The sequence below is a fragment of the Nostoc sp. genome (assembly GCF_036917975.1).
GTDB lineage: Bacteria > Cyanobacteriota > Cyanobacteriia > Cyanobacteriales > Nostocaceae > Nostoc.
Window position 1 is genome coordinate 1 of record NZ_JBALEJ010000075.1, and the last position, 13,805, is coordinate 13,805.

The 13,805-nt window shown below is 41.7% G+C and carries 15 protein-coding genes and 1 pseudogene; 11 read left to right on the forward strand and 5 right to left on the reverse strand.

Translation table 11 applies throughout. From position 1 onward, the window contains the following. Positions 1–109: 109 nt before the first annotated feature. A complete protein-coding gene (gene glgX, locus V7K76_RS27025) occupies positions 110–2,209 on the reverse strand; it encodes a glycogen debranching protein GlgX (RefSeq protein WP_335030252.1) in 2,100 nt (699 codons plus the stop codon). Between the two features lie 953 nt (positions 2,210–3,162). On the opposite strand from glgX, the gene V7K76_RS27030 reads away from it, so the two are divergent. The 7 genes from V7K76_RS27030 to V7K76_RS34695 all read left to right on the forward strand — a co-directional run bounded on the left by V7K76_RS27030 (position 3,163) and on the right by V7K76_RS34695 (position 9,155). Then, a complete protein-coding gene (locus tag V7K76_RS27030; RefSeq protein ID WP_334775992.1) occupies positions 3,163–4,530 on the forward strand; it encodes an NAD(P)/FAD-dependent oxidoreductase in 1,368 nt (455 codons plus the stop codon). Between the two features lie 80 nt (positions 4,531–4,610). Then, a complete protein-coding gene (locus V7K76_RS27035; protein WP_334775991.1) occupies positions 4,611–5,153 on the forward strand; it encodes a cupin domain-containing protein in 543 nt (180 codons plus the stop codon). Positions 5,154–5,346: 193 nt separating this feature from the next. After that, positions 5,347–5,694, forward strand: coding sequence for a hypothetical protein (locus V7K76_RS27040; RefSeq protein WP_334775990.1), 348 nt, complete (start codon positions 5,347–5,349; stop codon positions 5,692–5,694). 371 nt (positions 5,695–6,065) lie between these two features. Then, the gene (locus V7K76_RS27045) at positions 6,066–6,335 is read left to right on the forward strand and encodes a hypothetical protein (RefSeq protein ID WP_334775989.1); all 270 of its coding nucleotides are present in this window, start codon (positions 6,066–6,068) and stop codon (positions 6,333–6,335) included. Positions 6,336–6,403: 68 nt separating this feature from the next. Further along, positions 6,404–8,098: an alpha/beta hydrolase gene (locus tag V7K76_RS27050; RefSeq protein ID WP_334775988.1), complete on the forward strand. Its 1,695-nt coding sequence runs from the start codon at positions 6,404–6,406 to the stop codon at positions 8,096–8,098. 372 nt (positions 8,099–8,470) lie between these two features. Beyond that, complete coding sequence (locus V7K76_RS27055; protein WP_334775987.1) at positions 8,471–8,827, forward strand: hypothetical protein; 357 nt, start codon at positions 8,471–8,473, stop codon at positions 8,825–8,827. Positions 8,828–8,975: 148 nt separating this feature from the next. Then, on the forward strand, positions 8,976–9,155 hold the full coding sequence (locus V7K76_RS34695) for a DUF1816 domain-containing protein (protein ID WP_442936797.1): 180 nt from the start codon (positions 8,976–8,978) through the stop codon (positions 9,153–9,155). 47 nt (positions 9,156–9,202) lie between these two features. Here the strand turns inward: V7K76_RS34695 and V7K76_RS27060 are convergent, their stop codons facing one another. Next, entirely contained in the window at positions 9,203–9,337 is a 135-nt protein-coding gene (locus V7K76_RS27060; RefSeq protein ID WP_334775986.1) for a hypothetical protein, read from the reverse strand. Between the two features lie 998 nt (positions 9,338–10,335). On the opposite strand from V7K76_RS27060, the gene V7K76_RS27065 reads away from it, so the two are divergent. The 3 genes from V7K76_RS27065 to V7K76_RS27075 all read left to right on the forward strand — a co-directional run bounded on the left by V7K76_RS27065 (position 10,336) and on the right by V7K76_RS27075 (position 12,248). After that, complete coding sequence (locus V7K76_RS27065) at positions 10,336–10,503, forward strand: hypothetical protein (protein WP_334775977.1); 168 nt, start codon at positions 10,336–10,338, stop codon at positions 10,501–10,503. 208 nt (positions 10,504–10,711) lie between these two features. Continuing rightward, a complete protein-coding gene (locus V7K76_RS27070; protein ID WP_334775976.1) occupies positions 10,712–11,077 on the forward strand; it encodes a cupin domain-containing protein in 366 nt (121 codons plus the stop codon). Between the two features lie 130 nt (positions 11,078–11,207). Further along, complete coding sequence (locus V7K76_RS27075; protein WP_334775975.1) at positions 11,208–12,248, forward strand: 5'-methylthioadenosine/S-adenosylhomocysteine nucleosidase; 1,041 nt, start codon at positions 11,208–11,210, stop codon at positions 12,246–12,248. A 106-nt stretch (positions 12,249–12,354) separates the two neighbouring features. Here the strand turns inward: V7K76_RS27075 and V7K76_RS27080 are convergent. From V7K76_RS27080 to V7K76_RS34705, 3 genes and pseudogenes are all read right to left on the reverse strand, one after another. Then, positions 12,355–12,711 (reverse strand): annotated as a pseudogene (locus V7K76_RS27080) (NACHT C-terminal helical domain 2-containing protein); the annotation flags it as partial. Then, positions 12,668–12,877, reverse strand: coding sequence for a hypothetical protein (locus V7K76_RS34700; protein WP_442936272.1), 210 nt, complete (start codon positions 12,875–12,877; stop codon positions 12,668–12,670). The gene V7K76_RS34700 and the pseudogene V7K76_RS27080, both read right to left, overlap by 44 nt. A 21-nt stretch (positions 12,878–12,898) precedes the next feature. Beyond that, complete coding sequence (locus V7K76_RS34705; protein WP_442936686.1) at positions 12,899–13,153, reverse strand: hypothetical protein; 255 nt, start codon at positions 13,151–13,153, stop codon at positions 12,899–12,901. 256 nt (positions 13,154–13,409) lie between these two features. On the opposite strand from V7K76_RS34705, the gene V7K76_RS27090 reads away from it, so the two are divergent. Then, positions 13,410–13,718, forward strand: coding sequence for a hypothetical protein (locus V7K76_RS27090; protein ID WP_334775973.1), 309 nt, complete (start codon positions 13,410–13,412; stop codon positions 13,716–13,718). Positions 13,719–13,805: the final 87 nt, after the last annotated feature.

Genomic DNA, 13,805 nt, shown 5'->3' on the forward strand with positions numbered 1-13,805 from the left:
TTACCCAAAGCCTCCTCCCCTCTCCCCACTACATAATCCTCTAGCTCCATCTTCGCTGCGCTCACTTATATGAAAGGGAGTAGGGAGTAGGGAGTGGGGAGTAGGGAAACTAAGAAAGCTTTTCCGAAAAGCGGGGTTTCAACCAATATCGCCCCCCAGCGAGATATTCAAGAGATGCAATTAAGGTTGCAGTTTTCAAATCGGAGAAATCTTGAGGAGATGGCAAAGCAGTATCTACAATTCGGTGCCAGCCTTCTTCACTATTCAAAAGTGGTAGTTCAAATGTCAACGCCTGCCAATAAGCATTGAGGATAATATATAGATGCTCGTTAGATTTTGGGTGACGGAGGGTGAATGCCAGACTATGAGAATCATTCCCCCAATCAGGCTGCTCTAGTTTCGTGCCATGCCAGACGATGTTTGGCCGATGAGAGCCATCGGTAAGACTGAGAACTTTTTCTTGCCGAAAGATTCTTAAGGATTGGATAAACTGAATTAGTCCTCGGACAAATCGCAATAAATCCTTGTGTTTTTCGATACTGCTCCAGTCAAACCAACTCAGTTCATTATCTTGGCAGTAACCATTGTTATTCCCCTTTTGCGATCGCCTAATTTCATCTCCCATGAGCAACATCGGCGTTCCTTGGGAACATAAAAGGATGGTGAAGAAGTTTTTGATTTGTCGCAAGCGCAGTATTTCGATTTCTGCATCGTCCGTAACTCCTTCTGCGCCACAATTCCAACTATTGTTGTCCTTTGTGCCGTCACTGTTATTTTCCCCATTGGCTTCGTTGTACTTGTAGTTGTAAGAAACTAAATCATTTAAGGTGAAACCATCGTGACAGGTAATAAAGTTAATACTATGATTCGGTTCGTAGTCGGGTCGTGAGTAGATATCTGGGCTACCCATAACGCGAGCCGCTAACCGACTTACTATACCGCGATCGCCTTTCACAAAACAGCGCACATCATCGCGGTAGGGACCATTCCATTCTGCAAAGCGATCGCTTCCTGCGACAAACTTTCCTACCTGATATAGTCCAGAGGCATCCCAGGCTTCAGCAATCACCTTTGTTCCTGCCAAAACTGGGTCTGTTTCTATCGCCCAGAGAACAGGCGAATCGGCAAAGGGCTGACCTAATTTGCTCCGAGATAGGACAGATGCTAAATCAAAACGGAAACCGTCTACGTGCATTTCGGCTACCCAGTAATACAAACTATCTAAAATCATCCGCGTAACCATCGGATGATTCGCTTTCAAAGTATTACCGCAACCACTGTAATTACTATATTCAGCTTGGTTTGGTTCCAGAAGGTAGTAAGCCTGGTTGTCTAATCCCTTAAATGACAATGTTGGCCCATTGTGATTACCTTCAGGCGTGTGATTAAAGACAACATCTAAAATTACCTCAATCCCGGCGCGGTGAAGGGCTTTGACCAAATCACGAAATTCATTTATGGGATCTAAGCGATCGCTACGGGAACTATAATGGCTGTGGGGTGCAAAGAAGCTGATCGTACTGTAGCCCCAGTAATTCTTGTGACTAGGACGTGCACCATTAGGATCAAACTGATGAATTGGTAGCAATTCAACTGCGGTTATTCCCAATTCCTGCAAATAAGGAATTTTCTCAATCAGTCCTGCATACTTACCGCGTTTTTTGGGAGACACACCAGAGGAGGGGTGATGAGTAAAACCATCTACGTGCAGTTCATAAATGACTGTTGTCGCATAGGGAATCCGTAGGGGAAGATCCCCCTCCCAGTCGTAGGTTTTGGGATCATCTGCTACCACAGCCCGTAGTGCTTGGGCGCAATTATCCTTACCAAAACAGCTAGCAGCTTCACGACTATAATTATCCCAACCTACTACTGCTCGCGCATAGGGATCAAGTAATACCTTACTGCTATCAAACCTTAGTCCTTGATCTGGTGCATAAAGTCCATCCGCCCGATAAGCATAAACCTGCCCAGCAGCAATATCTGATACCAAGATATGCCAATAGTAAAAGGTCTTATTATACTTTTTGTGTAGCTGAATTACACGGCTGGGTTGGGGTGAATTTGGCTCATCAAAGAGCAATAATTCCAGTCCAGTGCAGCTTTTAGAGAATACCGAAAAATTGACACCATTAGGGGTAAATGTAGCGCCAATTGGAAAAGGTTGACCTGGCAAAATATCAGGAAGCATTTTGGTAAAAATGGACACAAAAAATCATAAGTAGGTTAAATAATTCGTAATTCGTAATGACGCTCGTTCGCTCTTAGCGTCTCCCCTTCTCACATTGGGAGAGGCTAACGCCAAGGGAGAAGACTCGCTAACGCTGCGCTAACGTAATTCGTAATTAAGTTTTGTGACGGGGATTTAAACCCACGGTACTCGGTTAACGTTCAACTAAGTTTATGCCATTCCTTATAATTTAAATCAAAATATTTATAGCCATCTATTTTTTAGAGATAACACTAATTTCGGAGCGCAATTTATTTAAATTTTAAAGTGTATTTAAGTTTTATTTTTCCCCTTTCCTCTTCCCCTTTTCCCCAAAACCCGACAAGTATTGTGCTGGGTGTAGATTTAGCTCACTCTTTTGGATGAGAAAGAAATCAACCAATTAGGTGATATGAGTGCAGTTATTTGAGACTAATATTGAAGAATAAATTCAGAAGCAAAAATCCATCAGCAAAAATTCCGAATCAGCAATCTTTTAGTGGGAAATTCAACCCCGCCACGACGAAAGTTGACCACTAAAGAAAGCAGATTTAGTGGGGGTATAAGCTCCCAGCACAAACTTTGAATGATACAGATTACATAAACGCTGTTGATTCTCAGCTTAGGTCATTCAGCAGGGATTAGCGGGTTGGCAATGGTTATTCCCAAGTCTAGCGGCAATGCCCATAGGGTATTGAGCCGAGATCCGAGTAAGTAACCGGGGATGATTTCAATATTTCTCTTCTGAGGCTGCGCCCTAAGCGTAGCTATGCCGCAGGCTTCAATATTTATCAGCAGTTAAATATTTTAGGTTTAAAGCAAATTGTGCATTTGCACACACCCCTAGAATCTTAGCAAATCAGTCATTAGTATTTTTCTAAATCCAATTGACCAATATATTCTGGCAAAAATCCTGACTAGACCCTCTTTCTCTTGAGTTTGGAGAGTATTTTATGAACAACCCAATTTATCAAACTGTGATTATCGGCGGTGGTTTTACCGGGTTATTTACAGCCTTACACCTAGCTCACGAACACTATCCTCGTTCTGTTATTTTGATTGATAAAAATGAGCACTTTTGCTTTAAGCCGCTACTATATGAATATTTCGATGGCGAAATGGATAGCTTTCAGGTAGTCCCGCGTTTTTCGGAACTACTTATTGATAGTGGTGTGATCTTTGTGCAAGATACAGTGCAATCGATAGACTTGCATCAACGGGAAGTTAAATTAGCTTCGGGAAACTCCTATCAATATAGTAACTTAGTATTAGCTTTGGGCAGTGTTACTGGCTATCATCAAGTTGAAGGTGCGAATGTTAATGCCTTTCCTTTCTGGACGCAAGCAGATACGATCGCTCTTGACCGTCATTTACGTGACTGTTTGCAAAAAGCCATCCAAACGGAAGATGTAGAACAACGCCGAAAAATATTAACAGTAGTGGTAGTTGGTGGTGGTGCAAGTGGCGTGGAAATGGCAGCAACTTTAGCTGATTTTCTCCCACATTGGTATAGCGCTTTGGGAGGAAATTCTGCGGAAATTCGGGTGATTCTTCTCAATCATGGTCAAAAAATCCTTGATGGCGATATTAACGAGCCACTACGCCTAATTGCTGAGAAAGAATTACAAAAACGCACTATACCAATTGAAATCCTTACGGGAGCAGAAGCCACTGCTGTTCACCCTAATACAATTGAGTATAAGAGCAATAATCAAGTTAACACACTGCCAACATACACCACAATTTGGACAGCCGGTACTTCCATTCATCCACTGATTCAAGACTTACCAATTTCCAAAGAGCATCGGGATCATCATAACCGTCCCCTAGTCACTCCCACGATGCAACTACTCGACTTTCCAGAAGTTTTTGCCGGCGGTGATTGTGCAGCAGTTCAGGATAATTCGCTACCACCTACAGCCCAAGTTGCTTATCAACAAGGAGCAAATATTGCCCAGAATTTGAAAGCGTTCGCTCTAGGAGAAGACCTCAAGCCAGCAAAGGTAAATATACGCGGAACTCTCTTAAAATTGGGGTTAAATGATGCTGCTGCTAACCTTTTCAATATTTTTGAAGTTGCAGGCGAATCTGGGCATTTAATCCGTCAAGGCAGTTATTTAACGCTATTGCCAACACCAATTCATGACTTTAAAGCAACAACTGAATGGGTGGATCAAGAGATTTTTCATCACCACCTTGACCCTCACGATGTAGGTAAAAAAGTCGTGCAAGCAGTGGAAGTAGTTGGTGCAGGAGTTGTAGGTGTTTTAGTTGCCAGAAAATTATTAAAAATGCTGGGAGACGAGGAGAAAAGTAAATAAGGAGTAGGGAGTGGGAACAAGCTTTTAACCTTGACATAATCTCTTTTAACAGAACATTAATTATAAGTACAGAGGCTACTATGAGCACAAAAACTCCAAATACCCAGCCGCCGATGCCTGGCTCGGAACTTTTCATTCATAACATCGACGCCGCGCCCGCCTATTGGTGGCTAGACACCCTGTGGATCGTCCTCGCGTCAGCCAAGGACACGGGCGGTCGCTTCTCCATGATGGAGGAGTTAGCGCGGAAGGACTCGGGCCCAGGGCCGCATAAACACACCTGGTCCGACGAAACCTTCTACATGCTCGACGGTGAGATTACCTTCCTGATCGGCGACGAAATCAAGACGGCGCGAACAGGTGACTTCCTCATGGTCCCGCGCAATACACGGCACGCCTTCCGCGTGACTAGTGAAACCGCGCGTTTCCTCAACGGCTACACGCCCGCCAGCCTTGAGGCGGCCCTGGTGGAGTTCGCGACGCCAGCAACCGAACGCGTTCTCCCGCCGAAGAATGCTTCCGCGATGATCACGATGACCCCTGAACTTCTGAGCAGGTATGGCATGGACATGTTGCCCGGCCCCGATCCTCTGCGTCCTGAGGGGGCTGGCCCAGCCGCCTGATTTCGGCCAGGTTACAAAGTGCATTTGACCGAGAAGATTGCAGATTGAAGATCGCAGATTGGAGATTTCACTATGTGAAATACATGGTTGATATTTTTGACACTGCTGTTTCTGACTTCTATTTAGATTTTAAAAATGAGAGCTTTACTATCAAAGTAAAAAATATCGACACAAATTCTTACAGGATAAAAACATGAGACGTTTTACTCTCGCTACTTTAGCTGTTCTTCTTGGTGCTAGCTCTATTTTGGCTATTACACCAAATGCTAATGCTGAATCTCATAATGGCGGTCATAATGGCGGTCATAATGACGGTCATAATGGCGGTTATAATAGCGGTCATAATGGCGGTTATAATGGCGGTCATAATGGCGGTTATAATGGCGGTCATAATGTCAGTCATAATGGCTACTATAATCGCACCTCGCATGAGTGGCATTATCGGAATCGCCAACATTACCACTACCATAATCGCGCCTCGGATTGTCCTTATGTGACATATGAGGGATTCTTTGATCAGGAACTCGGATTTTGTTATTGATAGTTGACACTTCCCACCCCTAAAGGCGTGGGATTCTAGCATTACTGACTTATGAGTTAACTTAGGAGAGCGATGGCTGCGGCGGGCTATTCGGTGTCGCCCTTCATCAAGCGATCGCAATCCCTTGCTTCGGTAATACGCACTTTGAGCATAGTTGCTCACAAGTCAGTTCAATAAAGTTTCGAGCGTTGTTTGTCCACGTTCGCTTTTAGCGTCTCGTAGAGAGGGACGTTAGCGCAGCGGGATGAAGTCCGGTTTTAAACCAATATTCATCCGCTCGAGTACTCGCTAACGCTGCACTATCCGCTTTAACGTTTGCGAATTCAATTCTGAATTCTGGCTCCAGAATAGCTGAATTCTTCTTCATAAATATGAATACATTATCTCCCACTGATATCACAGCACATCCCCAATTTCTAGCTTCAGTGACTGAACAACTAGATCAAATTGACCTCACCCAACAAACAAACCAATTTGATAGTTTGTTTGTTGCCTGTCTTTGTGTCGCAGCAGTCTTCTTCTATATCGGAGTTCAGGTTGGAAGGCGGCACAAAACAAGCGATAAACTAATAGCAATTCGGCTACGGCAAATTCAAACCCTAGAAAGAATTTGGCAAATGGCGGCTGAACGCAGAGATTAAGCGTTTCAGGGAGATGCCCAAAATCTAAAATTGGCACGGTCAAATTACTCATTTACACGATGCTATCTATGAAACTTAAAATTTCTTCTTGGGTCGGTACCACTATCGGGCTGTTGAGTATGGGAATGATGCCAGCTCTCGGTGCTGAACAAATAAAATTTTCTTACAGTCTTTTAGAATTTTCTCTTCCTGTTACTGATTTAAAAACTTATGCTCAAAAAGGTAAAATTAGCAGTCAACTAGCATCTTATAAAAAGTACCTCAAACCAGAGGATATTGCTCAACTGCGTCAGGTTTTGACTGAAAAACAAAAATTAAGTTCCGTAGCAGTCTCTCAATTTCTCTATTCAAAAATTGGAGAATCCATGTTAAAATCTGCGGGTGAATTGATTCAAACAGATTCAAGACAAAATGGTTTTTATGCAATTCGTGCGGCGTTGATTCTAGCGGCAGCTGATCCAGAGGGATTAACACTCTTGAATACGATGCGCTACTTCCCTTCACAGAGTATTCGGATTAACTCCCAAGAGCTTTTCGCACTGATGAATAAACTTTCAACTCTGAACAAGGAGACAAATCAAGCTCTCTCTGTAATTGAGCAAGAGTCTAATATAGAAGCATCGACTGAACCACCTGTAGATATCTCAAAATTACCCCAGTTATACAACAAGTCAGGGCCGTTTTCTTGGCAGAAGAGAGCGATCGCCTTTGTGGATACTAATCGTAAATCCCTGACTGGAAGTATTAAAACTAGAGTCATTCAAACCGATATTTATTTACCTCAAAGTCAAACACCTGCACCAGTTGTAGTCATTTCTCATGGACTAGGTTCTGATCGCGATAGCTTTGCTTACTTGGCAGAAAATTTAGCATCCTATGGATTTGCTGTTGTTGTTCCTGACCATCCTGGTAGTGATTCTCTCCAAATGGAAGCACTACTCACAGGGAAAAGCCAACAAGTATTTGCAGACACAGAATTAATTGACCGACCTTTAGACGTAACGTTTGTACTTAATCAATTAGAGCAGCGTTCAACATCTGATCCCTGGCTACAAGGAAAAATCAACCTTCAACAAGTCGGTGTGATTGGACAATCTTTTGGTGCTTACACAGCCTTAGTCTTAGCTGGCGCACGCATCAATATTAATCAGTTGCACAAATATTGTAAATCTGAATCTGATTCGGTCAATGTTTCGTTGTTGTTGCAGTGTCGGGCTTTAGCACTGGGAAAAAATTCTCCTGATTATGAACAGATACAACAAAACTTAAGCAACCTAGATTTACGCGATCGCCGAGTGAAAGCTGTGATTGCTCTCAATCCATTCACGAGTAGTATTCTTGGGCAAGCAGGTCTGAGCCGAATCGAAATTCCTGTAGTCATTGCTGGTGGAGCCTCAGACACGGTTACTCCCGCCTTGTTGGAACAAGTACAAGCATTTTCTTGGTTGACTACCAAAGACAAGTATTTGGGTATTGGTGACAAAGGGACTCATACTGATTTGATTGCTGGTATGAGTAGCGTAATTTTACCATCTTCTAACCGTTTCTCTGGTTTCTCTGGACATGACCCAGAATTGGGACGCATTCATCTTCAGGCTTTTAGTACAGCTTTCATGAAAGTATATCTTGCTCACCAGACTCAATATCGTCCTTTTCTAAGTACATCTTATGTGAAGAACTCAAATCGGGATGAACCAGTCAAGGTCTATTTCGTCAGGTCGCTACCACCAGGATTTCCCCAGGGATTAGTTCGTCAGAAATGAGAATTTCAGTAAATATCAGTTTTGGCGAAGTTGCGCCAAATAGACTTGTCAAATCTGGTAGTCCTAACCCACTGCTAGAAGTACTGCCCTGCCATTTAGTTAGGGCAGACAACAAATTGAAGCTTCCACTACTGCTGCCTTGTTGTAAAAAGCCCATAGAGCCAAAAAAGCTGAACTGATTGCTTAATTAATACAACTCAACCATCAATCAAACTCTTGTAAATACTCGATTTCAAACATCTGGTCGTTATGCTGTTCTGTAGAAGATCAATTAGAGCAAGCTGTAAAAGCTTTTTGGCAAGAGGCTACACAGTTATTAAATCAATCTAGGTTTTTAAGTGAATACTTTATTTTCTATTAGGTTACTAAAAAATGTCTCACACGTTAATTAATTTAACATTGCCAATCGTCATTCAAGAAATTGAGAATGTCTTAGATGAGTACCCGGAACATCCTTATCAATTAGCTTTTTCGATTCATGAGTTGCGCCAAAAGTTAATTGCCCACATTCTAAGTCATGTCCCTAACCGCTATGTAGTCGAAGGGGTACAGGAATTATCCAGCACCCCCAAAAGCCGCTACTCTTTCCCTCTACAGGAGCGGATACAGATAGAAACAGTGGTTCACGGTAGTATTCTGCATATCCTGCGCGAAAACGCTGATTGGCTAAGTCGCCAGATCCTAACTCTGTCTCTTCTTGGGTCAGTTCTGCTCTCTAGTCTGATTTAATCACTTCCGGTTCTATAGCTGAGTCAGGGGGGGGTGACTTCCTGGCTTAGGCATCCACATATCTATATATCTATGCTTTCAGCAGATGATAACTATTACAGCAACAGTCATACTGTTTAGAGTAACTATTATCCTCAGCAAATCTTTTATGTTTAACATCAGTGCATCTACTATTTTGGCCCTTTTCAAACATTTGGTTCAAACATTTGGGGACGCGAAGTCTGCTTGCCCTGGGTATATTGACGACCTGAAAAGCGAGGGAGCCTTGGGGATAAAAGTCGTCATTAAATGTTGCCGTCCAGATGTGCTGACGAATTCTGATGAATAAGTGAGCTATAAGGATAGGGGGGAAATGAGCATAATTCCTTACAATAATTATTCTTCTACTTGCTGAATTTCTTCGGCTTGGACATCTATTGGTAGCGTGTCTAATAGTTTTTCTATAGCTAAGGCATCACTCAACAGCTTAGAGCCCATTTCTGAGGCTGAAACACCTGCCGAACTAATCATCTTTATGTCTACGGGACGCAAATCTATAGACGGATCATCAGAATATTTTCAAAGTGCCTTTCACGTCGCACACCCCTGGTGTCAGCTTGGCTATATCTACCCCGAAAAATAAAAATATCTCTTCCCATTTGCTGTTGCGAACAGAGCATTGAGCTAGCAAAATAGTACGGATACTAAATAATAAAATTAGATAGATAGTCAAACAATTGTAGATTGCCGATAGCGTAGCGTTAGCGACGTAGGAGCGTCTTGTAGATTTGAGATTGACTACACCCTGCATAGTGGATGCACACTTGAGGTAAGATTTTTGAAATTGAAGCTATAACTCCCTGTAAGGCTTGATTTTCAAGGCAAGTGACGGACTTTAATTAAAAGTTCAGCATAATACGTACTGAAGAACCACAAGTTTTACTAAGATATTTAATTTTTAACCTGATGCGATACCTTTGTTGGTAAGACACTTGCCCGCTCATAAAGATACCAGATGTCATCAAAGAGATCCACGCTACACAACAAATAAACTCAAAACACGGCTGGGATCTTTTTTTGTGGTTTCCCCTAAATTCCTCAAAGAGAGTTATATTACTAAATTTATCCGGACTACGTTTTGTGTGTGTCGTTAATCAACTTATACAATTCAAATATCAATCAAACTCTTGTAAATACTCGATTTCAAACGTCTGGTTGTTACACTTTAGAAAATCTCTCTCTCAGAAGAATAAATTAGCAGTATTTCCTGAACTTATGGGAGAGAAAAAGCCGAAATCATCAAGTTAGACTTACTTCTAAAAGCCATTGGTATTTGCTGATTTAATAAAAAAATTATTTTTAAAGATTGCTATATAATATCAAAATAATGAGAATTCGTTTGATAATTATTCATTAAAATATAGCTACCCAATTAGAGGGATGTTTACAGTTAGAAACTGAGGTTAAATAATAGTAAATCAACCAAAAAAGAAGTTTTTAACAGCAAAAATAAATCAGGAAAATAATTTATGTCTCTCTCAAGAATACTGAAATCAATTATAAATGGGGCGATGCAAGTAATCTCCTATATTTTAGGTGCAGTCAGTAGAATTTTTGCACCTAGAGATGATGATTACCCAGCAACAGGAGTTCAACCTTTTGAAGGTGATATTGCTAATAATAAAGATAGGTATTGAGCGTACATAAGCGGCTCAGTAAGTTGCCCATACTAAAATCAGGTAGGAACAATGATCGCTGTTACTGCTGTTTCTTCCTTCTATTTAGGTTTTTAAAATGGGAGCTTTACTATCGAAGTGGAAAATTTAGAAAACTTGCGTTGCTGCCTTGGCAATCGCTCGCCATCCACAATCATTTATACTTATTGTTTTAAAGGGTTTTTAGACAGTGCTAGTACAAAAACTGAATGCGTGTGCAGAATTCATTACAGGTGATGGCACTAGAATGCGAGAATTATTACATCCTGATAAGCAACCTTTAAAATTACGATATAGTCTAGCTCATGCAGTAGTGTCAATTGGACAAACTTCTACACCTCATTCTTTAACAACTTCGGAAGTTTACTACATCCTTAGTGGTCAGGGAGAAATGCACATAGATGATGAACTAGAGATAGTAGAAGCAGGAGATGCTATCTATATTCCACCGAATGCTAGACAATTTATTCGCAATTCTGGGGCAGAATCACTAGTATTTCTATGCATAGTTGAGCCAGCGTGGCGTAAACAAGACGAGACTATATATTCAAAGTAGAAACAGTCATTATGAAAAACAAATCGATTAAAGAATCTGGGATCAAAGTTGGGCAGTCCCTACAAGCGATCGCAGTCTCAGCCATGTATTATACCAAAATCATTTCTTTGACAATATAAAAGGTACTAATATGCTCTCCTGGAAAATAAAACGTGTATGTACAATTGCCTTTGTATGTCTTTCTTTGGCTGCAACTCAAGTAAGTGCGCGGGAAAGAAAAATAAAAGGTTGTCTGACAGAGTGTAAACCACGTATCGGTCTTCTCTCTGCATTTGGTCAAGAAGCAGATATTTTGTTGGCGGAAACTACTAATAAGTATCAATATACAATCAACGGCAATATCTTCACTACAGGAAAGCTAAGAGGTAACAATGTAGTGATTGTTTTGACTGGAGTAAGCGTCGAGAACGCATCAATGCTTACTCAATTGATGATCGATAACTTTAATATTAATCACTTGCTACTCAGTGGAATTGCTGGTGGTATAGATCCAAATTATCACATTGGCGATGTTGCTATCCCTAGCAAATGGTCGCTGCCTTTAGAAGTCTACTGGAACCGTGACAGCAATATTCCAACTCCCTGTGGAACGCCAGGGGACTTGTTGTGTCTTGGCTTGAAGTTATCTACTTTTACTAGTACAGCAAATTCTGATTATCAAGTGCCAACAACAAATGCTTTGGTCGGTTCAGGCTTGTTTATGCGGGACACTTTTGTGAGAAATAGCTCAAACTTCCCAAATGGAGAGTATAAGTTTGATTATAAAGTTGACGCAGAAATGCTGGCTATCGCCAAAACACTTCGTCCGCAACTTGACAAATGTGGACCGAAGCAACCAAATCTTTGTATATCAACTCAGCCAATGCTGCGGATTGGTGGTAGAGGTATAACTGCGCCAGCTTTTCTTGCTAATCCCGACTACAGAAATTATGTTTTTAAAACTATTAAAGCTGTATCGGTAGACATGGAAACTACAGCATTTGCTCACGTTGCTTATGCTAACGAAATTCCTTTCATTGCTTTCCGCAGTTTATCAGATTTAGCTGGTGGAGATGATTCTACAGATATTGGTGCGTTCTTCGGAAGCGGTTTAGCTGAGAGTAACGAAGCCAAAGTGACTCTTGGCTTTTTAGAGGCTTGGTCAAACACCCATAAAAACCCTGATGAATAGGAGATAAGCTCCCGATTTACTTAAACCAAAATTACGTATCTGACTTTTCCCGTTATCTTTTCGTGGAGGTTTTGAGGTGGGCCTAAAGAATAATTAACCAAAAGAATTATTGCCATTCCCTATCCTCAAGTTCCTTTATCGGCAACAATAAAGTGGCTTCAATTTCTTGTCTAATAGCAGCTGTCACTTCACAATTGCTATGTAGGCAATCGAGTAGTAACTGATTAGCATCGTAGTAGCGTTGCAGCACTTGCTGTTGCTCAGAGCTAAACTGCCACTCGTGGTTAATATTGCGATAATTAATCACCGTCTTGTTTACCTGTTCAGCCCAAGCTGAATAGTTCGTTTGCGACCATAGCTCAAACCATTGTTGACTTTGACTAGAATTTGGCAATTGGTCAGAGAGTTGTTGCAAGGATTTATGGAGTCCAACATCCAGAACAATACCCAGAATATTGCTCATGTCGTTCGTTGGTCGGCATTGGAATTTGCCGACCAATGGTCGGCAAAAACTTTTGAAGATTCTCATAAACCACAGTAGCCGAAATCTTCAAGTACGCCGCATCACGACTATAATTGAAGCGATCGCGGCAGTATTCTTCAAAAGTCCGGTGCGTGGAACGGTACAATCTGCGATGCCTCCGGCAACGTCAAGGACGAACTCGCAACTCCATCAGCGCCTGACCCGCTTCTAAAAACGCACGTTCTACACGCTGTTCCAAGTGTAGGCGTAAGCTTTGTTCTTCCTCGGTCAACTCTTTTACTTCAACAGCAGTCACCGTAATCGTTGCTGAGGCTGGGTTATCTTGCCCAGAAGTATTTTCGGGAGCAGAGTCGGTTGCTGGCTTTGGTTCCCCAGATGCCCCAGGGATAACTTTCTTGCGTCTAGATGGTGGTTTGTTCATTGCCCCACCTCTAGGCTGACAGCAGTCGAACAAATATTGAGTTGTGTCATCATGGAATATAGAGTTTTTATTTCTGCCCCCATCCTTTAAACAGCTTGGGGTTTTTCATTGCTTTTTATATTTTGCAGTCTTAAGGTACTATCAAATATAAAACCTCTTAAAAAAAAACACTACACCAGAGCCACCACAACAACAAAATACTGTTTAGGCGTATTCTAGGAATACCCTCTTCAACACACGGGTAAAACAACGGCTAATGCTTGATTATTTGACAGCGAGTATTGTATTTTGGATGACTTTGTTTGGAGTACAAGAGTCGTTGTTAGAATTTCGCCTGGGTTATCTCGGTCGCTACTGGTTTCTTGCGATTAGCGCTAGCTTACTTCTCGGCTTTTTGCTCTCTGCTCTGGTTATTGTGCCACTAATCATTAACTTAGCAGTAGATCCATTCACTTGGACAGGCAATGTAATTCTCTCAGGAATTGCTGCGGTAATCTTTGGTGTGATTCTCAGTTTGGCGCAGTGGTTGATACTTCGTCAATCCGAAATGACACCAAGAGTGTGACTTGAAGAAGATTTTGGACAGGTTGTCCAACTTTACCTTCCAAAACTAGATGTCCAACTTTACCTTCCAAAAACATGAAAAAGATAA